This is a genomic window from Halomonas sp. AOP5-B2-8 (genome assembly GCF_052376475.1).
Classification (GTDB): domain Bacteria; phylum Pseudomonadota; class Gammaproteobacteria; order Pseudomonadales; family Halomonadaceae; genus Vreelandella; species Vreelandella casei.
On record NZ_JBQSVS010000001.1, the window covers coordinates 482,313 to 507,310 of the forward strand.

Sequence of the window (24,998 nt, forward strand, 5' to 3'; positions counted from 1 at the left end):
ACGCGCCAGCAGCGTGATAGCGGTAGCGGGGCGCGCTCTAAAAGCGATAATTGTGCACAGTGAGCATGATGGGAAGAGTGGTCTTAAGGGTCAGAGAAGTGATGCAGCACAAACGTCGATAGACTTGCCAGCCGGCGAGGTGGCAACCCGCTGTACCACGCTACCCACCACAATCAAGCACGGTGACGGCAGAGGATTCTCAGCCAGCATGCTTGGCATGCTGGCTAAGCTGCCCACCAGCGACTGCTGGTTCGGCTGGCTAGCGTTGGCCACTAGCATGATCGGCCATTCATCGGGCAGACCTGCCTGGCGTAAGCCTTGGCAAATAGCGGCTACTTTGGAGAGGCCCATATAAAACACCAGGGTTTCATCTTTACGTGCCAGCGACGCCCAATCCGGCGTGCCCTCTTCGCGACATATCTGGGCGGTCACAAAGCGCAGCTGCTGCGCATGGCCGCGATCGGTCAAAGGAATACCCATACAGGCTGCAGCGGCTGAGGCGGCGGTAATTCCCGGCACAATAGTGGCAGGCACCTGGGCGGCTGCCAGAGCATCCAGCTCTTCACCCATGCGCCCAAATACCGCTGGGTCACCGCCTTTCAGGCGCACTACCGACTTTCCTTGTTGAGCAAGCGCGACCATCAGTGCGCCGATTTCATCCTGAGGAACGCTGTGATGGCCGCGCGCTTTGCCCACGTAGTAGCGCTCTGTGCGGTGAGGAATCAGTGCCAGCACGTCATCGCCGACCAAGCGGTCATAGACAACGGCATCCGCCTGCATGAGCAGCCGAGCAGCCTTGAGCGTTAATAGCTCCGCATCGCCGCTTCCCGCGCCGACTAAGTAAACCTGCCCGCCACGGCACTGACCCAAAACTCCCCGCAGCGGCACATGTAACCCCTCAGTAGGGCGAACTGACGACGAGCACCCACGGGCCAACATGCGCATAAAGGCGTTAAGCCAGTTCAGTATTAGGGGTCTGCTTAGCGCGCGCATGGGGCCGCTCCTCTTCAATAAGTGATTTCAATTCGGGAATACAGCTGCCGCACTGAGTGCCGCAGGCGAGCCTGGCACCCAGCGCTTCGATGCTGATATCGCCCGCACGAATGGCGTTAGTAATAGTGGTTTGGCCTACTTGATGACAGCTGCACACCACAGGGCCGGTATCGACGGCACCATCGTCGCAGCCCGCTAATAAGCGCCGCCGGAGGGTATCGCTCAGCGTCGTCTCGTTAAAGCGGGATTCCAGCCACGAAAACCCCGGCAGCTCGCTGGGCAGGCCGACCATTAGCCACCAGCGGAGCTGGCCATTTTCAACACCCGCCGCACGCAGCCGCCCGCTCGCGGCATCTTGACTGAGTACTGACACAGACCCTGGCAGCCACGCGCTAAGCTGTGCTAACCAGTCGCTGACCGGCTGGGTATCGGCGAGCTGCCAACGCTGGCAACCGCGCATAGGAATGCGTGTCCAGTAGGCGCTGGCGCACCAAGGCGTTGCTTCAATAGCTGTATCAGCAATAAGCAGCGTGGCCTGCCACTCTACCCTTAGCGCCGCCAGCGCTACGGCACCGTGTTTGGACTCCGGCTGACCGGAGAGCGGGTCCGTAATGCTATCGATCAGCGCACTGCTTCTAGCCTGCTGAGTGAAACAATCGGTCCAGTGAATGGGTACAAACACCTCGCCACGCCGCTGGGCATTGGAAATCCGCACACGGGCACGAAACGCCCCCTTTGCAGCGGTTAATACTGCCAAGCCTTGGTCGGTAACACCGGCGACGTGTGCATCGTCGGGGTGCACATCGATGAAGGGCTCCGCGCGGTGATTCATTAAGCGCGGCGCGCGAGCGGTGCGCGTCATGGTGTGCCACTGGTCGCGAATCCGACCGGTATTTAAACGCAGCGGGTAAGCGGCGCTAAGCGCTTTCTCGGGCCACTGTGGAACAATCGCCAGCAGCTTGGCGCGGCCATTCGCGGTGGCAAATTCACCCTCTTCAAACAGCCGAGCAGTGCCCTTCGGTGCGGCCTTGGTGACCGGCCATTGAATCGGCGCTAAGGCGTCGTAGCCTGCGTGCCCCAGCCCGACCAGGCCCGAGATATCAAATAGCCGCTTTGGAGTGGCGTGTAGGGCGTCGTTCTCAAACCCTGACAGCCTTGCGTGCTCATCAAAAATCTCCCAGGGATGCGCATAGTTAAACGCCTCAACAAACCCCAGCTGTTTGGCGACTTCACAGATAATCCACCAGTCGTGGCGTGCCTCACCCGGGGGTGCCAACATGCCCCGCTGACGTGAAATACGTCGCTCGGAGTTGGTCACGGTGCCATCTTTTTCCGACCAGCCTGATGCAGGTAGCACGATATCGGCATAGGGCAGCAGGTCGGTGTGGGCCGCGCACTCGGATACAATCACCAGCGGGCATTTTTCCAGCGCGGCGCGCACCCGCGCCGCGTCGGGAAGGCTAATGACGGGATTGGTGGCCATGATCCAAAGCGCTTTAATCTCGCCGCGTTCAATGGCCTCAAATAGCTCAACGGCTTTATAGCCGGGGCTTGCGGGTAACGTTGGCGTAAGGTTCTCGGTTGCCCAAAAGCGGCTGACCAGATCAATCGCGCCAAGGGTGTTGTAATCCATGTGGGCGGCTAGCTGATTGGCAAGCCCGCCGACTTCGCGCCCGCCCATCGCATTTGGCTGGCCGGTAATTGAAAAGGGCCCGGCTCCCGGCAAACCAATTTTTCCGCCCGCTAGGTGGCAGTTAATAATCGCGTTGCATTTATCGGTGCCGCTGGACGATTGATTAACGCCTTGAGAATAAAGCGTGACCACGTGCAGCTGGCTGGCAAACCAGTAAAAGAAGGTTTCTAGCCGCTCGGGATCCACATCGCAGGCGACCGCGACATCAGCCACCGGCCCTGCTGACTGCTGGGCAGCCACCAAGGCATCGTCAAAGCCCTCGGTGTGGCGCTCAATATAAACAGTATCGAGCCTGCGATGCTGCGCCATCCATGCCAGTAAGCCGTTAAACAAATACGCATCGCTACCCGGTTTAATACCTAGGTAGAGGTCGGCGATTTCACAGCTGTCGGTCACTCGCGGGTCAATCACCACCAGACGCATCAGCGGGTTGCGCTCTTTAGCGACTTTAATGCGCTGGTAAAGCACCGGGTGATTCCAAGCAAGGTTGGACCCCACCAGCACTACTAGCTCGGCCTCTTCCAAATCCTCGTAGTTACAGGGAACCGCATCCGCACCGAAGGCGCGCTTGTAACCTGCCACCGCTGACGCCATACAAAGTCGTGAGTTGGTATCTAAATGAGGGGTGCCTAAAAAGCCTTTAAATAGCTTATTAGCCACGTAGTAATCTTCGGTTAACAGCTGCCCGGAAAGGTACGCTGCCACGCTGTGATTGCCATGCGCTGAGCGCAGCGAGTTTAAGCGCTGCGCGACGGTGCTCAGCGCGACGTCCCAGGTAACGTTGACACCATCCACTCGGGGATGGTTTAGGCGCCCATGATGACCCAGCGTTTCATGCAACGCCGACCCTTTAACACACAGCCGTCCGTAGTTGGCTGGGTGCTCAAGATCGCCCTCTACGGCGCACAGCGTACCCGCTTTCACGGTTGCCGTTACGCCACAGCCGACGCCACAATAGGGGCATGTCGTTTTCACCTGAGTCATAGCTACTCCTCGGGTTGCTGATTAACGCCACGCATAAAAAAACGCCCAGTCCTTTTCTCTAATGCGCTATATAAACGCATTGGGAGAAGAGGGCTGGACGTCGTTGCCACAGCGTATCTTCGTCGGTGCAGACTAATTCACTAACACCTGCCTATTTCCTGACAGTGACACATTTTTAACGGCTACTTATTTTTCTAACGGCTTTGGAGTTATTCGCTGCCGTCGCCTATCAATGCGCTTACTGCTTATTAACTCATTTATTATCTCGCTTATTGATTAGACAACTGCAAATGACAGTCCGCTCATCGCTATTTTCTAAATTAAATATTTAAAAACAGAAGCTTATAAATTAAAAAAATCATAACCGAGCATCTCAAATCCGCTCAGTACACGCTAAATGATGCCTGGGAGTGCATACCAAGCACTTAACGCACCATTGCCGTGCAGGCTTACATTCGAGCAGCTAAGTTAGCCACCTTAAAAATCCCTCTAAGCAACTGACATAATTACAAAAAAAATAATTTAAAAACAGTTGGCTAGATAATTGCTTTTTAATTAGATATCAAGATTTTAAAAATGCTATCGGGCAACGGCGCCCCTGCTACCTCTTCTGCTTAGAAGGTGTAGCAGGGGCGTTTTTTGTTTGGTGCTCAAGCAGCCGCAAAGACACAGAGGAGCCGCCCATGGAAACCACACCCCAGTGCTCATCCATTCGCCATCTGGTGATTATCGGAAACGGCATGGCGAGTCATCGTCTGATTGAGGCGTTGGTGAAACAGCCTACTCGCCCACAGCGCATCACGGTCATCGGTGCAGAGCCGACCCCTGCGTATAACCGTATTTTACTCTCGCCGCTGCTCGCTGGTGAAATGCAACCCGACGTACTGATGCTGCGCGACGCTGCGTGGTACGCAGATCAAGGCATCACGCTAATACTTGGCGAAAAAGTCGACACGCTTGATCGCGCCCATCAAACGCTCACCACCGATAGCGGCCGCACGCTCACTTACGATCACGTGGTATTAGCCACCGGTTCCCACCCGGCAATGCCCGACATTCCAGGCATTGAGCTTGGCGGCGTGCATGGCTTTCGCGACTTACAGGACGCCGCCGCGCTTGAGACCATTGCCCTTCAAGGAGGCAATAGCGTGGTTATCGGAGGCGGTCTGCTGGGATTAGAAGCCGCCGAAGGGCTACGTAAACGCGGCAATAATATCCACGTTAGCGTGCTCCAGCGTAGCGAGCGGCTAATGAACCGGCAGCTGGATACGACCGCCTCACACCTGCTGCAAAACACCCTGACCCAGCGCGGTTTGAATATCGTTACCGGCGCCCAGCTAGTAAGGCTAGAGGGCAATGCCCAGGGCCAAGTCACCAGCGTCCATCTTGCTGATGGCCGCAAGCTGGAAGCGACCAGCGTGATTATCGCCGCTGGTATTACACCCAATGCCGCGCTTGGCCATCACGCGGGCCTAGCGACGGAGCATGCCGTTTTAGTCAATGAATACCTCACGACCAGTGATCCGGCCATTTCAGCGCTGGGCGAGTGCTGCCAGTTTAACGGTGCTACTTACGGCTTAGTGGAGCCGATTTGGCGGCAGGTAGAAGTGCTTGCCGCTACGCTATGCGGCATTGCGACGCCTGGATACAGGGATGCCCCCAGCGCCACCAAACTCAAGATCAGCGGCATTACGCTTTATGCATTTGGCCCCACACAGCCCAGCGCTGAGCACGAGGTGCTGAGCTACCGCGACATCGAACGCGGCGACTATCGCCGGGTGCTGCTACGCAACGGGAAAATTGAAGGCGCGGTGCTTTACGGCGATACCGCGCTGGGCCCTTGGTACTTCGAGCAAGCACTCGCAGGTAGCAATCTTAATGACTGCCGCCAGGCGCTACTGTTTGGCGCCGCGGATATTGAAGTGCTGCGTAGCGCGGCTGCTGAAAATTCGTCTGTCTCTTATGCAAACTCACCTCACACAACGCCGGAGGCAGCTTAGTCATGTCTGCTAAAAACTGGTCTGCTAAAAGCGGGTCTGCTAAAAACTTGCCTGCTAAAAACTTATCCATGCAAACAACGTCTACCCAACAGCAGCTTATTATTATTGGTAACGGCATGGTCGGCCACCACCTGGTCGAGCAGTTAGTCGAGAACGGTGCACTAGAACGCTATCAGGTCACCGTGTTTGGCGAAGAGCGCCACCGGGCCTATGACCGAGTACATCTTTCTGAGTACTTTAGCGGCCGCGATGCAGATGCTCTGGCGCTTTGCGAAGCGGATTACTACGCCCTTAGCAACGTGGAGCTGCGCAGCGGTGAAGCGGTGATCGAGATTAATCGCGCGGCTAATGAAGTTATTACCGACCAGGGCCGCTACCCCTACGACCGCCTCGTGCTGGCCACCGGCTCCTATCCGTTTGTGCCACCGATTCCCGGCAATCATCGTGAGGGCTGCCTGGTATATCGCACGCTGGACGATCTTGATGCCATTCGCGCAGCTGCTGAAACGGCCACTACCGGCGTAGTCGTCGGGGGTGGTTTACTGGGGTTAGAAGCAGCCAATGCCCTGCGTGGTTTGAACTTAGACACCGCAGTTATCGAGTTCGCGCCGCGCCTAATGCCGATGCAGGTGGATAACGAAGGCGGCGGGCTGCTGCGCGAAAAAATTGAAGCGCTGGGCGTTCAGGTGCTCACCGAACGCGCGACGCAGCGTATTGAAGACGGTAAAGCAAGCCGCCATCGCATGGTTTTCCAGGACGAAAAGATCCTTGAAACCGACCTGATTGTTTTTTCAGCCGGCATTCGGCCTCGCGATCAACTGGCGCGAGACTGCGGCCTGGAGATTGGCGAACGTGGCGGTATCGTGGTGGATAATCAGTGCCTCACCAGCGACCCGGCCATTCTCGCGATTGGCGAGGTGGCACTATGGAACCAGAGTATTTTCGGTCTTGTTGCGCCCGGCTATCAAATGGCCAAAGCTGCATTTTCCACACTGATGGGCGGCGACACGCTCTTTGCTGGCGCCGACATGAGTACCAAGCTCAAACTCCTGGGCGTGGATGTCGGTTCGATTGGGGACGCCCACGGCAACCAGAACCCCGGCGCTCGAATGTTCCGCTACTTGGACCCGATCAAGCAGGAATACCGCAAGCTAGTCGTTTCCAGCGACGGTAAAAAACTGCTCGGCGCTATGCTGGTCGGCAACAACGGCGTGTATGACACGCTGTTGCAGTATTACGCTAACGGCATTGAACTGCCTGCTGAGCCCGCATCGTTGATTCTGCCCCAAAGCGGTGCGGCCCCTGCCCTTGGCCCCGGAGCGCTGCCGGAAACGGCAATGATTTGCTCCTGCCATAACGTCAGCAAAGCCGATATTTGCGCCACTATTGACGGCGGTGCGGAAGACCTTGCTGGCGTAAAAATCGCCACGAAAGCCAGCACCGGCTGTGGTGGCTGTACCGCGCTGCTCAAAAGCGTGGTCGACTATGAGCTGGAAGCACGCGGCGTCGATGTCGATAAATCGATTTGCGAACACTTTGCGCATACCCGCCAAGGGCTCTACGATATTGTCCGCGTTGAAGGCATTAAAACCTTCACTGCTTTAATTGAAAAGCACGGCAACCCCGATGCTCACCGCCTAGGCTGCGATATTTGCAAACCCGCCGTAGGTTCAATTCTGGCCTCCTGCTTTAACGAGCCCATCACGGATGCCGCGCATATTCCTTTGCAGGATACCAATGATACGTTCATGGCCAACATGCAAAAGAACGGCACCTACTCGGTCGTGCCCCGCGTAGCCGGCGGCGAAATCACGCCTGACAAACTGATTACCCTGGGTGAGGTCGCTAAAAAATACAGCCTCTACTCAAAAGTCACCGGCGGTCAGCGAATCGATTTGTTCGGTGCACGCTTGGAAGACCTGCCGGATATCTGGAGCGAACTGATTGCCGCAGGTTTTGAGACCGGCCACGCCTACGGGAAATCGCTGCGCACGGTCAAATCCTGCGTGGGCAGCACCTGGTGTCGCTACGGCGTGCAGGACAGCGTCGGCATGGCGATCTGGTTAGAGAATCGCTACAAAGGTCTGCGCTCTCCTCACAAGATCAAGTTTGGCGTTTCCGGCTGCACCCGCGAATGCGCTGAAGCACAGAGCAAAGATATCGGCATCATAGCCACCGAGAACGGCTGGAATCTCTACGTCTGTGGCAACGGCGGCATGCGCCCGCGCCATGCCGAACTGTTTGCCACCGATCTTGACGATGAACAGCTCTACCGCACTATCGACCGATTCTTGATGTTTTATGTACGCACCGCCGACCGGCTACAACGCACTTCCGTGTGGCGCGAAAATTTAGACGGCGGCTTGGCGTATCTTAAAGAGGTGATTTTGGACGATAGCCTAGGCATCAACGACGAACTGGAGCGCCAGATGCAAAGCGTGGTGGATACCTACCAGTGCGAATGGGCCGACGCCATCAGCGACCCAGAGAAGCTCAAGCGCTTCCGCAGCTTCGTCAACGACGACCGCCCAGACCCATCGATCATTATGACCTCCGAGCGCGGCCAGCTACGCCCGGCGTAAGCGATCCTGTGCACTGTCCCTGACACTGAATAAAACGAGGCACCCCATGACCGCAGCTGCATTGAAAGACGAGATGGATACGGCAGTCTTCAACCACACAAAGACGTGGCAAAAAATCTGTACCAAGGCCGATCTAGTGGCCTTCTCTGGCGTTGCCGCTTGGTTTGAAACCGCAAGCAGGCCGGCCCAAGTCGCCATTTTCTATTTGCCGGTCGACCCAAACGCCGCCACGCTACCTGGCCGGGCCACTGAGATTTACGCCCTCGACCACTTTGATCCGTTCTCCAAGGCCAATGTGATCGCCCGCGGTATCGTCGGCGATATAAAAGGCGCGGCCGTCGTCGCCTCGCCTATCTACAAGCAGCATTTTCGCTTAGCAGACGGCCAGTGCTTAGAGGACGAGAACGTTGCGCTACGCACATGGCCAATCGCTTTTAAGGGCGACGCGGTTTGGATTGAGGGGTAGCCGTGGCATACGTTTTCAGTTGCGCAAAATGATCATCGGCACGCTGCAAGGCGTCTAATGATTTAGCTCGATCATGCTCAGCCAATAAGGTGCACAGTACTTCGGAGACGGCTAAGGCAGGGGTGAGCGTATGGAAAAAGCTGTAGCTTTCCGTGGCGCAAAAAATGGTGTGCGTGGACATTCCAACCAGCGGTGAAACTTCGCTGTCGGTGATCGAAAGAATGTCCAGCCCCTTGCCTTTAGCCAGCTGCCCAAGCGCTAGCGTTTCAGTCGCATAGGGTTTGATGGAGACGACGAGCATCACGTCATCCGCCGTCGCGCGGATGAGCGCGTCTCCACCGGTTCCCGCAGGCCCATCCAGGTGGATCGAACGATCGCTTAACAGTGACATAACATAATGGAAATGCCATGCAACAGAATGACACGAGCGCAAACCTAACACGTATACCTTCCTCGCCGACCCCAGCCGCTCAGCGATGGCTTCAAGCCGCTGCAGCGAATCAGGCTCGCTGAGCCTAGCAATTTGGGCGCTCAGCCCATGCAGCATATGAGAGGCAATGTCGCTTTTGCGCGGCTCGGTATCTTCGCTGTCGCGCAGGCGAACCTGCGCAGCAAAGCCGTCACTCCCCCGGCGCAGCGCCGCGGCATAGTGTGCCCGAAGCTCATCGTATCCTTGCATGCCTAAGAACTTTGCAAGCCGTGTCATCGTCGCGGGTTGCACCGCCGCATGACGCGCCAGCTCGCGCATGGACACCAGCGCCACTTCGTCCGGATACTCAAGCACGTAGCGAGCGGCCTGCTGGAGCTGCCCTGACATGGCATCGTACTGAGCAATAATCTGCTCTCTCAGAGGGTCGCTTTGCGCCATTCGTGTTGCCTCTTATCCGGCTCATGTCAGTGATTCATCATTCGTAGCCAAGCCGCTGAGACATAGGGTCCTCGCCGCTAAGCAGCCCATGATTTAAACGCTACTGATCTAAAAAAACAATGATCTAAATGTTTTATTATAAATACAATGATCCATTTGTTGCTAAAATCTATAGAGTTGTGCCAATCTACTTATCATCTAAAGCCCACACCGCCGAGCACTCAGGGCAGGGTAATAAGGAGCAGACTCTATGACACGTATTCTTCATCGCGGCATCGGCGGAACGTTGCCTCATGCTGCGTCGGCGCAGGGCGTCTACATCACTGATACCAGTGGACGCCGCTATCTTGATGGGTCTGGAGGTGCTGCCGTTACCAGTGTCGGCCATGCTCACCCAGAAGTGTTGGCCGCCATGCGCTCGCAGATTGATCACCTTTGCTATGCGCATACGGCCTTTTTCACCACGGATGCTGCTGAAGCGCTTGCGGAGAAGCTAGTCGATTTAGCGCCCGAGGGGCTGAATTATGTCTATCTGGTCTCAGGGGGTTCAGAGGCCGTTGAAGCCGCTTTGAAGATGGCACGGCAATACTTTGTGGAGATTGGCGCGCCCCAGCGGCGACACATCATCGCCAGACGCCAGAGCTATCACGGCAATACCATTGGTGCTTTAGCCACGGGCGGCAACGCGATGCGCCGCCAACAGTTTCAGCCCATTTTGCCAGAAACTCATCACGTCTCGCCCTGCTATGCTTATCGCGACAAGGGCATTGATGAGCCACCGGAAGCTTACGCCGCTCGGCTTGCAGACGAGCTCGAAGCAAAGATTCTGGCGCTTGGCCCCGAGGAGGTCATGGCCTTCGTTGCCGAGCCCGTGGTGGGTGCTACGCTGGGTGCAGTCGGCTCGGTTGCGGATTACTTTCAGCGCGTTCGCGCCATTTGCGATAAGTACGGCGTCCTGCTGATTCTTGATGAAGTCATGTGCGGCATGGGGCGCACCGGCACCGTGTTTGCCTGCGAACAGGACGGCGTCATACCGGATATCGTCACCATCGCCAAAGGCCTGGGTGGAGGCTATCAGCCCATCGGCGCGGTAATACTGTCAGATAAAATATACGCAAGTTTTGCCAACGGTTCAGGCCAGTTTCAACATGGGCATACGTACATTGGCCACCCCGTTGCGGCCGCCGCTGCCAATAAAGTGGTTGAGATCATTGCCCGGCCAGAGACGCTTGCTAACGTTAATGCTATGGGTGCGAGGTTGCAGAGCGGCCTTGAAGCGGCTCTCGCGACCTGCCCCCATGTTGGCGATATACGCGGCAGAGGCTTGTTTCGCGGTATCGAAATAGTCGCCGACCGAGAGCATAAAACACCTTTCGATCCGGCTAAAAAGCTTCACGCTAAAATCAAGCGCCAGGCCATGGCACGGGGCCTGATCAGCTATCCGATGGGCGGTACACTGGATGGCACGTACGGTGACCATATTTTGCTGGCGCCGCCTTATATTATTGAGCCCAGCGATATCGATCTAATCATTGAGCGCATTGCCGATGCTATCAACGCCGCGATCGCAGAATAACGGCGATAACGCACTACTTGAACGGAGCCTCTCATGACGCCATCCCCCTGCCCACCGATTGCTGACGCTGACTGGCCGAGCGACATTGCCGATCAACGCGAAGGTTTTGCCGGTGCACTGAATGTTTATCGCACCATGGCTCACCACCCGGCCCTGCTTAAGGCGTGGGCACCGCTGCGCCAGCATGTAGTGAAAGACAATGCACTAGGGCCCGAGCTGACCGAAGTGGTGATTTTGCGCGCGGGCCTGCGTATGGAGGCGGCCTATGAATGGGCGCATCACGTCAGCCGAGCGCTCGCGCTGGGTTTCTCGGAGGCGCGGATCACGGCCATTCGAGGGATTCCAGAAGGCGTTGACGGCCTTATCGTCCAAGCCGTGGATGCGCTATTTGACGCACGCATGCTAGCGCCGGAGCAGGAGTCCGCACTAGCAGCAGCCATTGGGCGTAAGGCAGTGATCGATCTAATTGCGATGGTGGGTTTCTATTCGGTGCTGGGCTATCTGCTCAAGACCTACGACACGCCCCTTGATACCAATATTCAAAAGGAAGCAGAGAATAGGCCCGCGTTATTTTCGATAAACCCGACTGCCGCCTCTCTATAATCTGAGAAGATCATAAAGGCAGAATAGCCGCCTATAGTAGGCGGCGATCGTGGCGATGAAAGCGCCTATAAAGCACTTTTTTAGCTATTCAGAAACTTAATCAGCGCCTGATTAAACTCTTCCGGATGGGTAGCATTGACGCCGTGGGGCCCGCCTTTGATAACTTCTAGCATCGCATTGGGCAGCATCTCTTGCGCCCGCTTACCGCTGACTTCAAATGGCACGATGCCGTCTGAATCGCCGTGCAGCACTAATGTAGGAATATCGATCTTAGGCAAGTCCTTGCGGAAATCGGTGTAGCTGAAGGCTTTGATGCAGTCATAAGTCGCTTGCGGTGAGGCAAAGGCAGCAATATCGCGGTGATAAAGGCGGTTAGGCTCACTGACTAAATCGCTACGCTCACCCGCGGTAAAAAAGTCTTTGGTAAACCCGTCTAAAAACGCGAGACGATCACCGGTTACCCCGTCTAAAAATTGATTGATCGTGGCATCGTCCAGTCCACCGTCCGGGTTGTCGTCTGACTTATACAAATAAGGTGGCACCGCCGACGCAAACACAGCCTTACTGACACGCCCTGTGCCGTAGCAGGAAAGATAGCGCGCCACTTCGCCGCCGCCCATTGAAAAGCCCACCAAGGTGGTATCATTCAGATCAAGGATTTCGATAAGCTTCTTTAGATCTGACGCGAGTGTGTTGTAGTCATAACCACCGTCGGGCTGAGTAGACCAGCCGAAGCCACGACGATCATAGGTGATCACCTTATAGCCCGCCTCCACCAGCGCAGGCACCTGCTTTTCCCAGGAACGCCCGCTTAACGGCCATCCATGGATGAGCACAACGGGCTTACCCGCTCCGCGAACTTCGTAATACAGTTCTACCGGCGTGCCTTTCTCCGTTCCTACGCTCAGCATTGGCATCGTTTAACTCTCCTATTGGGCGTCAAGTGAATCAAACAAACACATCATCAGATGTTAGAACTTATGTTAGGACTTACGATCCGGCTTGATCGTTAATGTGAGGCCGCATTTGAGCATGAGCCACCTCTGCGCTAAACAAGCATTCGGTATGTAACTAGCAAAGTTGCTATGCTTACCGGCTCTATTATCTCTGTGTGTATTGGAGCAAAAAAGTTCGTGAAGACAGAATCAAGTACGTTAGCGTTCTCTGCCTTTATGGCACTGCTGATCGGCTGTGCTGGCATTACCGCCACGCTGGCATCTAACTCTCAGGCGATCTTGCTGGATGGGTTGTTCAACCTTATCTATTTCAGCATAGCACTGGTGACGATTAAGGTAAGCAAACTGGCGAGCCGTCCCGATAGTGAATCCTATCCGTTCGGGTATAACTATTTTGAGTCGCTGGTAAATCTATGCAAAGGGCTGCTTATTTTAGGCGTTTCTATTTTTGCCTTGGTGGATGCTGTCGCTGCGCTACTTACCGGTGGCCGTGAAATATCGGCGGGAATCGCCGTCCTGTATGCGCTCTTTGCCACCGCCGTCTGCTCGCTAACCGCCTGGGTGATGCATCGCAGCCAGCGTCATGTTAATAGCCCGCTGGTTAGCGCCGATAAGCTCAACTGGATGGTGAATAGCTTAATCTCTGCCGCGATCTTGATGGCGTTTTGCCTAGTGGTGCTTTTTGAGCAGATGGGCTGGTACACCGTGCTGCCCTATGTGGATTCAGTGTTGGTGATTGCCGTCGTTATTCTGTGCTTAGGTGTGCCGGTACGTATGGCTTCCCAAGCATTAAGAGAATTACTCAACAAAACGCCTGAAGAAGCTATCGCAGAGCCTGTACGCCAAGCCGTAGCGCGTGGCCTCGTTGACATTGATACCGTAGAGGTGCGCGTGCGCATGGTTCGCCCCGGCCGCATGCTGTATGTCATGGTGCACGTAGTGCTGCCTGAAACAGCCGATGTTTCAATCGCAAGCCAAGACGAACTGCGCGGCCGTATTGATAACGAAGTACGCCGTTATTACGCGCCGGTGGTATGCGATGTCGTGTTTACTGCCGATACCCGTTGGGCAGCACCCTCTTGTGGGCTATTGGTCAAAACGGACGTTTAAGTACCGATGACGCACTAACTACTGCGCCCTTCGCAACAAACCAATGGTGACGACGACTCCGCCAACCAATGCGAGCCCAAACAGCGTTAACGCGAGCGTATGGCCCACCGCATCAATCAGCATTCCCGTACTTATCACGGGAATACTGAAACCCATGTAAGCCATCAGAAAATAGCCCGCGCTCGCTTGAGTAGACAACATACCGGCAATTTCTAATACGCCGCTTAATCCCCCGAGATAAATAAATCCATAGCATGCGCTGCTAGCGGCAACCGTGCCGATCAGCACTACGAAGAGATAACCTTGAATCGCACCCCAAGCAATCAAGCTATAGGCCAGCGGTAGAATAACCAGGCCCAATACGGTTGCGGTACGGGGCGCCAGCTTTCTCGCCGAAGGTTGGAAAAGCACGCCGCAGCTGCAAATGCCAAAGATGGCAAACCCACTCCACGCCGATAAGCCGTGTTTCTGCAATGTCGATGGCAGTATCGCGATCACCAACCCCACCGTTGCCCAGGCTAGTAAAATCGCTAGCCCATACGCCAATGTTCCCGGCGGATAGCTTGGAAGGCGCAACATGGCGTTGTTAACCGCATTTGGCGCGTAATCATCGAGTGTGATAATCATCAGCAACGCCAGCGAGGCCGCCGCCAGGTAAAGCCATAGGCTTGGCGGCGATACGCTGGGCGCGTGGAAGATAAACAGGCTGGTAACGGCAGCCCCTAGACCAAACCCAAGCGCCGTACTGGCCGTTACGTAGCTCGTGGCATCGTTCGTGGCACGGTTAGTGGTATCGCTCTTTTGATCTTCAAAAAGCATTTGCATGTAAGCGGGCGCTACCGCTGACGTTAGCCCCATGCCGACACCCAGTAAAAAGCGAGCAATGCCCAACCCTAATAAACTAGGCGCCATCAGAGTAATAGCAGTTGCGAGCAGGCTTAGCAGCAAGGCAATTACGATTAATGGCTTGCGCCCCACTCGGCCTGCCAAACCGTTTAAACCGAGCAATACCGGCACAATGCCCGCCACGTAACAAGCAAATGCGATGGTCGTAGCCCCAACGCCAAAGCCATCGCGAACCGCTAGCGCATCATAAAGGGGAGCCTGTAAATTAACCCCGGCAGTTATCATACACAGCGCAAACGCCAAGCGGATGGCGTTACATCGTTTCATGAGCGGTTCCTAACGGATCATTTTGTGAACCGCTAAGCTCGCATTTTCACCAACGCTGGGTAAGGTACACTTAAGCACCATTATCCAAGCACTGTTCCACTCTTTTAAAGAACAGTTTAAATAACCGTTTCTAAGAATTGTTTTTAAGAACCGTTTCTAAGAACCGTTTAAAGCCACAGGACCACTCATGGAACTATCCATCAATCGGCATGGCGGTACGCCCATTGCGCAGCAGGTCGAAGCGAGCATTCGAGATTGGATTGAAACGCAGGGTTCGGGAGGTGGCCGTCGTTTACCTTCTATTCGCCGTTTAGCGGCCACGCATGACATTAGCCGTAATGCAGTAATCGAAGCCTATGAACGTTTGGTTGCAGCTGGATTGGTGTGCTCCCGACGTGGTTCAGGATTTTATGTCGCGGATAGCGCTGCATCGTTAGTCTCACAGCCATCCATTAATGGCGCATTGGAAGAGGTCACAAACGGCTTGTGGGGGCTTTTCAATGCCAATGAGCACACGCTCAAGTTAGGCTGTGGTTGGCTGCCCAGCCATTGGCGAGAAGGAGACGACCTAACCCACGCTATTCGCCACGTAGCACGCAGCAGTCGCGCAGGAATTTTCGAATACAGTACGCCTCAAGGGCCCCTAGCACTGCGCGAGTTGATTCAAGAGCGTTTGCGTATGCTCGCCGTGGGTGTGGACGCACAGCAGATCGTGATGACCGGCGGAGGTAGCCACTCGCTCGACCTGATAATAAGGATGCTTTTGGAGCCCGGTGAAGTGATGTTTGTAGAGTCGCCAGGCTATTATAATCTGTTCGGGCTGCTGCACTTGCAGCGCATCCGCGTCATAGGTGTGCCTCGCCTTGCCGACGGGCCCGATATCGAGCGTTTAGAGCAATTATTAGCCGAGCATCGCCCTAAGCTTTTCTACATCAACAGCGTGTTTCATAACCCTACCGGCAGCACCCTAACCCCCGCCATTGCGCATCGGGTATTACAGTTGGCGGAACAGCACGATTTTCAAATTATCGAAGACGATATCTACGCGGATTTCCAGCATACACCCACCTCGCGCTTAGCAGCATTAGACGGTTTAAACCGGGTTTTCTACCTTGGCAGCTTTTCGAAAAGTCTTTCTTCTTCGTTACGGGTAGGCTTTATCGCTTCCCCGCCGACGCTGATACAGCGCTTAGTAGATATCAAGATGTTGACCAGCATTTCCGCATCACGCTTTGCCGAACAGGTCGTCATTACCATGCTGCAAAACGGTAGCTACCGGAAGCTCACCGAACGGCTAAGAACCAAACTATCCAATCAAATGGCGATAGCGCTCACGATGCTTAAAAAAGCTGGTTGGGAAATTTATACCGAGCCCGCGGGAGGAATGTTTATTTGGGCGAGGCCACCCTCTGACACCTCGCCCGAGATGCTGATTGAATTGGCTAATCAGTGGGAAATCACGCTATCGCCGGGGCATTTATTCTTTGCTGATCACCAGTCGACACCATGGTTACGCCTTAACGTTGCCTACATGCAAGACCCAAGAGCGAGAGCGTTTATTGAAGCGGCGAGCTAACAGCGCCCTGCTAAGCGAGTCATCTAAAATAGATTATTAGCGCGATTACCTCACCTGCTAACGAAGCGATTAACTCGCTAACGCATTGAGTTCGTCATACAGCGCTTTGGGGAACGTGACGCCATTAGCATGACTTCTTTCCCGAGCTTCAAAGCGCCGCTGGGAAGGCAAGCGTGCGCCTTGGCCAAGAATACTGTCGAAAAGAACTTCGGCATGCTTGAGATGACTTTCGGCCTGGCTGCCGAGAAAAGCCTCAGGCGACATCGCAATAATCAGCTCGCCATGAAAGGGCTTACCGGTTTTCTCGGCATTCGCCGCCTGGGTTTCATGGCCAAGTAGATCGCCAATCAACGGGCCGGCTAACAGCTCCACCATGGTAGAAAGTGCAGAGCCTTTATAGCTTCCAAAGGGCAGCATGGCACCCGCTAGTGCAGCCACCGGATCGGTAGTGGCGTTGCCTTCATCATCGATCGCCCACCCGTGGGGAATCGACTTACCAGCGCGCCGATGAAGCTCTATCTCGCCGCGAGCGACCACACTGGTGGCAAAATCAAACGTATATGGCGTTCCACCAGGGCGCGGCCAGGAAAACGCGATGGGGTTGGTACCTAAAAGAGGCAAAGTACCGCCCGCAGGTGCAACAAAGGCATGGCTCGGCGTCATTGCCAACGCCACAAGCCCTTCTGCGGAAAGTGCTTCAACCTCAGACCACAGGGCTGAGAAATGAAAGCTATTGTTAATCGCGAGAGCTGCAATCCCATTCGCTTTAGCTTTTTCTATCAGCATCGGCTTGCCAATCTCAAACGATAGCAATGAGCAGCCTTTATTCGCATTGACCTTAACGACACTCGCAGCCTGATCCGTAATACTTGGCTCTGCGCTGGTATCAACACCGTCGTTAAGGGCGGTCTGGACACATCCAATCAATCGATATAAACCATGCGAGTGGCACTCATCGCGCTGTGCCGCCAAGACGCTTTTGGTAATCGCATCGGCATGGGGCTGACTAAAACCGTTATGAGTGAGCACCTTGTTACTCAGTGCTTCGGCTTCCTTTAGTGAAATAGTAATATCACTGCTCATAGCATCACCTAACTATTTATCTTTATTGGTTTTTTTATTAAGCACTAAAAAAAGCAGGTACCGAGCACCTGCTTTTTATTTACCTATCGTTCGAGCATTTTTACAGCTCGCGCTTACCGTCGACTAAGCGTGTAGTACTCAGAGGATTACCATCTTTCAGCGCCTCGGGTAGCAGCCCTACTGGCAATGACTGGTAGCAAACGGGGCGTAGGAAACGGTGGATAGCCGCCGTGCCTACTGACGTCGTGCGGGAATCAGACGTTGCCGGGAACGGCCCGCCGTGTACCATGGCATGGCAAACTTCAACGCCAGTGGGCCAGCCATTGGCCAGAATACGGCCAGCCTTGCGCTCAAGCGTGGGCAGCAGCGCTTTGGCGGCATCCAGGTCTGCGTCATCCATATGCAGCGTTACGGTTAGCTGACCTTCAAGCTGCTCAGCCACACGTTTAACTTCGGCTTCATCAGCGCATTCGATCACTAAAGAGCTGGCACCAAACACTTCAGCCTGTAGCGCTTCTGAAGCAAGGAAGTCACTCGCTGAAGCGGCAAACAGGCCTGTCTGGCATTGGTAATCGCCACCCGCTTTACCGCGAGCAACTTCACGCACTTTATCCGCACTGCTCAAGCTAGCAACACCCTCTTGATAAGCACTGTGAATGCCTGGAGTGAGCATGGTCTGTGCACCGCTAACTTCAACGGCGCCTTTCGCAGCTTCAATGAAAGTGTCCAGCTCAGGGCCTTTCACCGCGATGACGAGGCCTGGGCTAGTGCAGAACTGGCCGGCGCCCATATTGAGCGAACCAATAAATGCCTCACCTAACGCCTTGCCACGCGCTTTCAGCGCCGCGGGCAATAAGAACACAGGGTTAATGCTGCTCATCTCGGCATAAACCGGAATCGGCTGTGGCCGCGCCTGAGCTGTTTTCATCAGCGCCGTACCGCCGCTGCGCGAACCGGTGAAACCCACCGCCTGAATACGAGGATCATCGACCAGCGCCTGACCGATTTCTCGACCGGAGCCGAACAGCAGTGAAAAGACACCTTCGGGCAAGCCACAGGTTTTTACGGCTTTTTGAATCGCCCGCCCAACCAGCTCAGAGGTACCTGGATGCGCAGAGTGACCTTTTACGACCACTGGGCAGCCCGCCGCTAGTGCAGATGCCGTGTCGCCACCGGCAACCGAAAATGCAAGCGGGAAGTTGCTGGCCCCAAACACAGCCACTGGGCCTAGTGCGATATGGCGCTGGCGCAAGTCAGCGCGCGGAAGCGGCTGGCGATCTGGCATGGCCGGATCAATACGAACATCCAACCACTCTCCTGCACGTACAACGGAGGCGAATAAACGTAGTTGGCCGCAGGTTCTGCCACGTTCACCCTCAAGACGCGCCTGAGGAAGCCCAGATTCCGCCATGGCACGCTCAATTAATTCGCTGCCAATAGCTTCAATTTCACTAGCGATCGTTTCAAGAAACGTAGCGCGCTCTTCAAGCGACGTTTCTCGATAGGTGTTATACGCTGCTTCGGCCAGCTCGCAAGCTTGCTCAACGTGTGCTCGACTGCCGCCTGCATACACTGGCTTTAAGGATTCGCCGGTTGCAGGATTAACCGCTTGGATATTGGCCTGTGTACCGGTTACTGACTTTTGGCCGATTAGCATTTCGCCTTGAATCGTCATACGTTGCTCCTCATATGGTTCAGTGATCTCACTGGTCGCGATATTTTGCGTACATGTTGCGCGCCCGGTTAAGGTGTTGAAACATCGTTTCACGGGCGGCTTGGGCATCGCGGGAAAGAATGGCTTCAATAATGGACGTGTGCTCTGCCTGAACTCTTTCCAAGTAAAGTTCGGAAGATATAGGGTTAATATCGGTACTCAGCAGCTTGGTGCGCGGAATCACGCTCTGGCTCCACTGCTTGTAAAAAGATTGGAAAAAAGGATTTTTAGTCGCCGTCGCGATGGCAAAGTGAAAAAGATAATCCTCTTCCCGCGCCTGGCTTTTCTGGGCAAAGGCATTGCTAAAGGCTAAATGCTGAGTCTCTAATCGCTGACGGTCTTCGTCATCATGGCGTAAAGCTGCCAGCTCAGCTGCTGCGGGCTCTAACGTCAAACGCAGCTCCAGAAGATGTAAAATATCTTCCACCGTAGTCGGATTGATGCGCTCAGCAGGTCGTGCTTCTAAACTAGAAGAACGCAGCACCGTGGTACCTACGCCACGTCGTGTCGCTACTAGCCCCAGGGATTTAAGATGGGTAATTGCCTCACGGATAACGGTGCGACTCACACCAAAGGAATCGCAAAGGCTGTTCTCTGTAGGTAGCTTTTCCCCCACGCTGACCTTGCCTTGGGCGATCAATGCTTCCAGCTGATTGGCCACGTGAACGGACAAGCTTCCCTGCTGCATCACTTTAGTTACTTGAAGCGGTTTTAGGGCAGATGCCGTTGCGTTTTGCTTGGCCATGAAAGCTATCCTTAATCAAAGGCTAGGTTGTATTATATTATACAACCTAGATCTCGAGAGAACCATTAGACGTCGTCTGGATGGCCTAGTTTGGTAAATTTGCCCCCATGATAGCGCACTGCGAAATCGTTACTATCAATATCGCGGTCAATCTCTTCCGTCTCAGCTCTCCAGGGTTCAGAACTATCTTTCGGCGACCAGCCTAGGAAGGCTACATGAGAGTTATCCCACCACTTTTCGGCATTATCCGACGCGCCGTAGATGACCGTATAGCCTAAGCGCGGGGTCATAAAAGCGCGTTCTAAGAGACTAACAAAATCACCCAAACTCAGCCAGGTTGCCATCATGCGAGTATCGACAGGTTTATCGAAACACGAGCCAATTCTGACGCTCAGCGTTTCCACCCCAAACTTGTCGTAATATAGGCTGGCGAGGTTTTCACCGAAACATTTCGAAACGCCATACAAAGAATCTGGCTTTTGCACTGCTTGGGTATCGATACGCTGATGTCGCTCGTAAAAGCCTATAGCGTGATTGGAACTAGCAAACACAATGCGCGGCTTACCCTGTTTGCGCGCGGCTTCATAGAGGTGGTAAGTCCCCATGATGTTGGCCTGTAAGATGGCCTCCCACGGGCTCTCTAGCGACATACCACCAAGATGAACAATGCCATCGCAATCACGCACTAGGTCAGCGACCGCCTGCATATCATTAAGGTCAGCTTGAACTAGCTCTTCACCCTCCCCCGGCGTGCCTAAATCTGCAATGTCGGAAAGCCGCACATGCTTGGCAAGCTTCGACAAATGAGGTCGTAGGCTTTTGCCCAGCCCGCCCGCTGCGCCGGTAACGAGAATGCGATTTAACATATAAACTCCTTATTCTTTTATAAAGGCTACGTTTGAAAACGTAACGTTTCAACAACACCTAAAGCCTCAAAAAATCGAGCTCCATAAATGAGTGAACTGTAAAACTAGGCCCTTTCAAAGCCGTATAGTGAGGCAGGGTTATCCACAAGAATTTTTTGGCGCACATTCTCATCGGCCCAGTGCAGCAAGACGTCTAACTGATCAGCATCATCAGGGTAGTGCTCCCGAGGAACGCCAACATGAGGCCAGTTCGAACCCCAGATAACGCGCTCAGGCGCATGCTGGATAAGTCGCTTGGCAATCGGATCTACGTCGGCATAATCGGGGCCGCCGGTTAGGCTGGTTTCATAGCCCCCGCAAATTTTAATCCATGCATTTCCGCGATCTAGCAAACTTAGCATCTGATCAACCCGTGCATCGTCAGCGGCCACGGGAGGCATGAACTTGCCGATATGATCGATAATATAGTCGGTTTCAATCGCTTTCAGCGTTGTCATGTAGTCATCTATTTCACGACCATTAAACTGCACCATTAAGTGCCAGCCAAAGGGACGCACACACTTTTCGACAGCGGCCAACTCTGCAATTCCCACTGCGCCACCGGGTAGCTGCATGATCCTGGCACCGCGTGCACCCTGGGCATGCATCGACTCAATCTGTGATTCAGAAGCACCGGGGGCTACTGCCACAATGGCGCGGGCGCGCTCCTGTCCAATTTCTTTAACCCCTTGCAAAATGGCTCGGTTATCAAATTGATAGGCATTGGATTGTGTTACCACAACGCGTTCCAGAGAAAGCCATTTCTGGACTTGTTGATAATCAGAAACCGTCGCCAACTCAGCGATATTGGGTCCACCCGGCTGGGATTCATAGCCAGGTAAATATAGATGCATATGACAATCGGTCGCCCCTGCAGGCGCCTTTAGGAGAGGTGGTTTACCGCTTAGCAGCCGTGTATTCGTGGGGATAGACAAGGTTACTTCTCCCTAAGTGCGTAGGTGACCAGCGCATCTCGATTAATTTCAATACCTAATCCCGGGCCATCCGGGATTGTCATAACGCCCTGACGGTGTTCAAGAGCGGTGTGGACAATAGCCTGACGAAAAGGGTTCTCGGTGCGATCAAACTCCATAATGGGTTCAATCGGATTGCGCCGTGGCGGATTGGGCGCCAGAGCCGCCATGAACTGCAGGCTTGCTGCTATACATACAGCAGTCCCCCAGACATGTGGCACTAAACGCACGCCGTGCATAGCCGCCATATCCGCCACTCGCCGCATTTCGCTGAAGCCCCCCACACCGCAAATATCCGGCTGCACAATATCCACTGCGCGGCGCGCAAGCGGCTCATGCATGGCGTAGCGACCATGCCAGTTTTCACCGCTGGCAACAGGGATCGGTTGATCGGCTCGAACGGCTTCATAGGTAGCGATTTGCTCGGGTAGCACGGGCTCTTCAAACCAGTCGATACCCAGCGGCGCAGCGCGGCGACCAACCTCAATGGCTTCTAGATAGTCATAGCCATGATTGGCATCAATCATCAGACGCATATCAGGTCCGATAGCATCACGTACGGCGGCAATGACGGCCAGATCTTCCTCAACGTCAAAACCAATTTTAATTTTGACCGCATGGAAGCCTTCACGACGATAGCCCGCCACCTCAGCGGCGACATCCGTAACACGATCAACGCCCGCACGCCGGAACGAACCAGTAGCATAAGCACGCACACTATCTCGAAAACGGCCGCCCAGCAGCGTCGATATCGGCACGCCAAAGTGCTTACCCTTAATATCCCATAGCGCTATATCAATACCGCTCAGCGCCGTCATGGTTAAACCACGCTGCCCTTGATCTCGCAGCCGGTTGTAAAGAGAGAGCCAAACTTTCTCCGTTTGCAACGGGTCTTCACCTATTAACGACTGCGCGTATACGTCGACAATCGCGGCATTAGGCTTCGCCGGCCCTAAGCACTCGCCCCATCCAATGGTGCCATCATCACAGATGACTTCGACCAAGCAGTGTTGGCGGCGCGAAAAGTGCATTGAGGCACTCTCGAACGCCGTCTCAAGCTGGTAATCAAGTATATGGGTGTTCACAGCAACTACTTTCATAATCGATCTATCCCTTAGCAGCTCAACTTACGAAGCCTTAGCGGAAAAAGCCTGGTAGCGTCAATGAGATAGCGGGCACATAGGTCACCAGCATTAAGGCAACAAAAAGCGCCAAGAAAAACGGCCAAATAGTACGCACCGCTTCTTCAATTTTAATCTTGCCGATCACACAGCCAACAAACAGACACGCGCCTACTGGGGGGGTACACAAGCCTAGTCCCAAGTTCATCATCATAATGATGCCGAACTGAATCGGATCCATTCCGAACTGCATAGCCACCGGTAGAAAAATAGGCGTACAGATCAGAATTAACGCCGCCATGTCCATAATCATGCCCAAAATCAACAAGATGATATTGAGCATCAGAAAAATCACGACCGGCTTATCGGAAATAGCCATCAGGCCTGTCGTCAGCATTTCCGGGACATTGTAGAGCGCAAGCAGGTAGGAGAAGGCCGATGCGCAGCCGACTAAGATCATTACCAGCGAGGTGGTTTTTACCGATTGCACTACAGCCGCTTTAAAAGAGGCCCAGGTCAACTCGCGATAAACGAGACCGGTCACAGCAATCGCGTAAATGGCGCCGAAGGCTCCCGACTCCGTAACGGTTAGAATGCCTGACAGCACCCCACCGACAATGATCACCGCGGTCATAAGTCCCGGGAGTGAGGCAATAAAGCTAATAATTAACGCATTCCAACCAGGGAATGCTTCGCCTTTATAGCCGCGCTTTACTGCGACAACATAGGCTGCCACAGCAAGACTCAGGCACATCAAAATACCGGGCACAATGCCAGCAATAAATAGTTGGGTAACAGAGATACCACCGCCTGCTGCTACCGCATAAAGAATCATATTATGGCTCGGCGGAATCACCACACCAGCGACCGACGAGGTCACCGTAACGTTCACGGCATAGTCGGCGTCATAGCCTTTCTCTTTCATAACAGGAATTAGAATGGAGCCTAACGCAGAGGTATCCGCCACTGCCGAGCCGGAGATACCCCCGAACAACATGGAAGAACTGATATTCACCATTCCCAAACCGCCACGTACTTTACCCACCATGGCCGAGGCTAGGCGCACAAGGCGCGTGGAAATACCACCATGCATCATTAGCTCGCCGGCGAAGATAAAGAAGGGAATAGCGAGTAATGAAAAAACGGAAATGCCTGAAAGAATGCGTTGAAAAGCAACAAACAGAGGCAAGCCTTCATATAAAAAGGTCACCACCGCAGCTAAGCCAACAGCAAATGCGACCGGTGCACCGACTAAAAGGCCTAGAAAAAATATCCCGAAAAGAATCATAAGACCCATCGTTTATACCCTCTTCACTTTTCGAGTTAGTAAGCGCTGCGCTATATCAGTGGCTGAAAAAAGCATGATTAACACGCCACATATCACCAGAGGGGCCGCACGCCAACTTTCTGACATACCGATCATGGGAATAGCTCTTTCTAAGTTGGTCATCACCAACGTCCAACCCTGGAAGGCCATAAACCCACCAAAGGAGAAGATAAAAAGGTCTGACATATGGTGCATTACATCGCGTAAAGGCCCCGCGAACCTTTCACGAATAAAATCAATATTGAGATGGGTATGGTGTCTTACGCCCGCCGCTGCGCCTAAGCAGGTGATATATACAACCAGCACCAGTGCAGCCTGTTCGACCCATGTGGGCGTATTATTTAGCGCATACCGGCCAAAAACTAACCACCCGAATATAGCAATCAGGATGACTAACAAAATGCCCGCGATAAGGATGCATAATGCAGCAATATTATTTAAGGCTCGATCAAGCGTGCCGCTTTCTGCTAAGTGCTGATCATCAAGGGGTGGTTCGATTTTGTTACTCACGACACATTCCTTTTAAGCTTCCGGCAGTGACTAGCTGCC

At 54.1% G+C, this 24,998-nt stretch carries 20 protein-coding genes; 7 read left to right on the forward strand and 13 right to left on the reverse strand.

Annotated elements, in window-relative coordinates; genetic code table 11:
• Positions 1-90: 90 nt before the first annotated feature.
• Complete coding sequence (cobA, locus tag ACT3RP_RS02210) at positions 91-993, reverse strand: uroporphyrinogen-III C-methyltransferase (protein WP_483393141.1); 903 nt, start codon at positions 991-993, stop codon at positions 91-93.
• Positions 953-3,670 carry a nitrate reductase gene (locus tag ACT3RP_RS02215; RefSeq protein ID WP_483393142.1) on the reverse strand — a complete coding sequence of 906 codons (2,718 nt, stop codon included), beginning with the start codon at positions 3,668-3,670 and terminating at the stop codon, positions 953-955. Before ACT3RP_RS02215 ends, cobA begins: the two co-directional genes overlap by 41 nt.
• 683 nt (positions 3,671-4,353) lie before the next feature.
• Between ACT3RP_RS02215 and ACT3RP_RS02220 the strand changes: the two genes are divergently transcribed.
• The 3 genes from ACT3RP_RS02220 to nirD all read left to right on the forward strand — a co-directional run bounded on the left by ACT3RP_RS02220 (position 4,354) and on the right by nirD (position 8,718).
• Positions 4,354-5,670: an NAD(P)/FAD-dependent oxidoreductase gene (locus ACT3RP_RS02220; RefSeq protein ID WP_441685251.1), complete on the forward strand. Its 1,317-nt coding sequence runs from the start codon at positions 4,354-4,356 to the stop codon at positions 5,668-5,670.
• Between the two features lie 68 nt (positions 5,671-5,738).
• A complete protein-coding gene (gene nirB / locus ACT3RP_RS02225; protein ID WP_483393355.1) occupies positions 5,739-8,252 on the forward strand; it encodes a nitrite reductase large subunit NirB in 2,514 nt (837 codons plus the stop codon).
• Between the two features lie 46 nt (positions 8,253-8,298).
• On the forward strand, positions 8,299-8,718 hold the full coding sequence (nirD, locus tag ACT3RP_RS02230) for a nitrite reductase small subunit NirD (protein ID WP_483393143.1): 420 nt from the start codon (positions 8,299-8,301) through the stop codon (positions 8,716-8,718).
• Here nirD and ACT3RP_RS02235 read toward each other — a convergent pair.
• Positions 8,687-9,586, reverse strand: a complete 900-nt coding sequence (locus ACT3RP_RS02235; RefSeq protein ID WP_483393144.1) for a MurR/RpiR family transcriptional regulator — start codon at positions 9,584-9,586, stop codon at positions 8,687-8,689. The genes nirD and ACT3RP_RS02235 overlap by 32 nt on opposite strands.
• Before the next feature lie 250 nt (positions 9,587-9,836).
• On the opposite strand from ACT3RP_RS02235, the gene ACT3RP_RS02240 reads away from it, so the two are divergent.
• Complete coding sequence (locus ACT3RP_RS02240; RefSeq protein ID WP_483393145.1) at positions 9,837-11,162, forward strand: aspartate aminotransferase family protein; 1,326 nt, start codon at positions 9,837-9,839, stop codon at positions 11,160-11,162.
• Positions 11,163-11,195: 33 nt separating this feature from the next.
• Positions 11,196-11,765, forward strand: a complete 570-nt coding sequence (locus tag ACT3RP_RS02245) for a carboxymuconolactone decarboxylase family protein (RefSeq protein WP_193063539.1) — start codon at positions 11,196-11,198, stop codon at positions 11,763-11,765.
• 80 nt (positions 11,766-11,845) lie between these two features.
• Here the strand turns inward: ACT3RP_RS02245 and ACT3RP_RS02250 are convergent, their stop codons facing one another.
• Complete coding sequence (locus ACT3RP_RS02250) at positions 11,846-12,682, reverse strand: alpha/beta fold hydrolase (RefSeq protein ID WP_441685240.1); 837 nt, start codon at positions 12,680-12,682, stop codon at positions 11,846-11,848.
• A gap of 216 nt (positions 12,683-12,898) precedes the next feature.
• Between ACT3RP_RS02250 and ACT3RP_RS02255 the strand changes: the two genes are divergently transcribed.
• Complete coding sequence (locus ACT3RP_RS02255; protein ID WP_193063535.1) at positions 12,899-13,831, forward strand: cation diffusion facilitator family transporter; 933 nt, start codon at positions 12,899-12,901, stop codon at positions 13,829-13,831.
• A gap of 18 nt (positions 13,832-13,849) precedes the next feature.
• Here ACT3RP_RS02255 and ACT3RP_RS02260 read toward each other — a convergent pair whose 3' ends face one another.
• A complete protein-coding gene (locus ACT3RP_RS02260) occupies positions 13,850-15,004 on the reverse strand; it encodes an MFS transporter (RefSeq protein ID WP_441685238.1) in 1,155 nt (384 codons plus the stop codon).
• A gap of 187 nt (positions 15,005-15,191) precedes the next feature.
• On the opposite strand from ACT3RP_RS02260, the gene ACT3RP_RS02265 reads away from it, so the two are divergent.
• Positions 15,192-16,580 carry an aminotransferase-like domain-containing protein gene (locus ACT3RP_RS02265; protein WP_483393146.1) on the forward strand — a complete coding sequence of 463 codons (1,389 nt, stop codon included), beginning with the start codon at positions 15,192-15,194 and terminating at the stop codon, positions 16,578-16,580.
• A gap of 69 nt (positions 16,581-16,649) precedes the next feature.
• Here the strand turns inward: ACT3RP_RS02265 and ACT3RP_RS02270 are convergent, their stop codons facing one another.
• The 8 genes from ACT3RP_RS02270 to ACT3RP_RS02305 all read right to left on the reverse strand — a co-directional run bounded on the left by ACT3RP_RS02270 (position 16,650) and on the right by ACT3RP_RS02305 (position 24,959).
• A complete protein-coding gene (locus tag ACT3RP_RS02270; protein WP_483393147.1) occupies positions 16,650-17,663 on the reverse strand; it encodes an Ldh family oxidoreductase in 1,014 nt (337 codons plus the stop codon).
• A gap of 100 nt (positions 17,664-17,763) precedes the next feature.
• Positions 17,764-19,338: an aldehyde dehydrogenase (NADP(+)) gene (locus ACT3RP_RS02275; RefSeq protein WP_444624563.1), complete on the reverse strand. Its 1,575-nt coding sequence runs from the start codon at positions 19,336-19,338 to the stop codon at positions 17,764-17,766.
• 28 nt (positions 19,339-19,366) lie between these two features.
• On the reverse strand, positions 19,367-20,122 hold the full coding sequence (locus tag ACT3RP_RS02280; RefSeq protein ID WP_483393148.1) for a FadR/GntR family transcriptional regulator: 756 nt from the start codon (positions 20,120-20,122) through the stop codon (positions 19,367-19,369).
• Positions 20,123-20,187: 65 nt separating this feature from the next.
• Positions 20,188-20,988 (reverse strand): NAD-dependent epimerase/dehydratase family protein, encoded by an 801-nt coding sequence (locus ACT3RP_RS02285; protein WP_483393149.1) that lies wholly within the window; start codon positions 20,986-20,988, stop codon positions 20,188-20,190.
• Positions 20,989-21,092: 104 nt separating this feature from the next.
• Positions 21,093-21,962 (reverse strand): amidohydrolase family protein, encoded by an 870-nt coding sequence (locus ACT3RP_RS02290; protein ID WP_483393150.1) that lies wholly within the window; start codon positions 21,960-21,962, stop codon positions 21,093-21,095.
• A gap of 2 nt (positions 21,963-21,964) precedes the next feature.
• Positions 21,965-23,101, reverse strand: coding sequence for a mandelate racemase/muconate lactonizing enzyme family protein (locus tag ACT3RP_RS02295; protein WP_444624559.1), 1,137 nt, complete (start codon positions 23,099-23,101; stop codon positions 21,965-21,967).
• A gap of 37 nt (positions 23,102-23,138) precedes the next feature.
• A complete protein-coding gene (locus ACT3RP_RS02300) occupies positions 23,139-24,419 on the reverse strand; it encodes a TRAP transporter large permease (RefSeq protein WP_444624558.1) in 1,281 nt (426 codons plus the stop codon).
• Between the two features lie 3 nt (positions 24,420-24,422).
• Entirely contained in the window at positions 24,423-24,959 is a 537-nt protein-coding gene (locus tag ACT3RP_RS02305) for a TRAP transporter small permease (RefSeq protein ID WP_444624557.1), read from the reverse strand.
• Between the last annotated feature and the right edge of the window lie 39 nt (positions 24,960-24,998).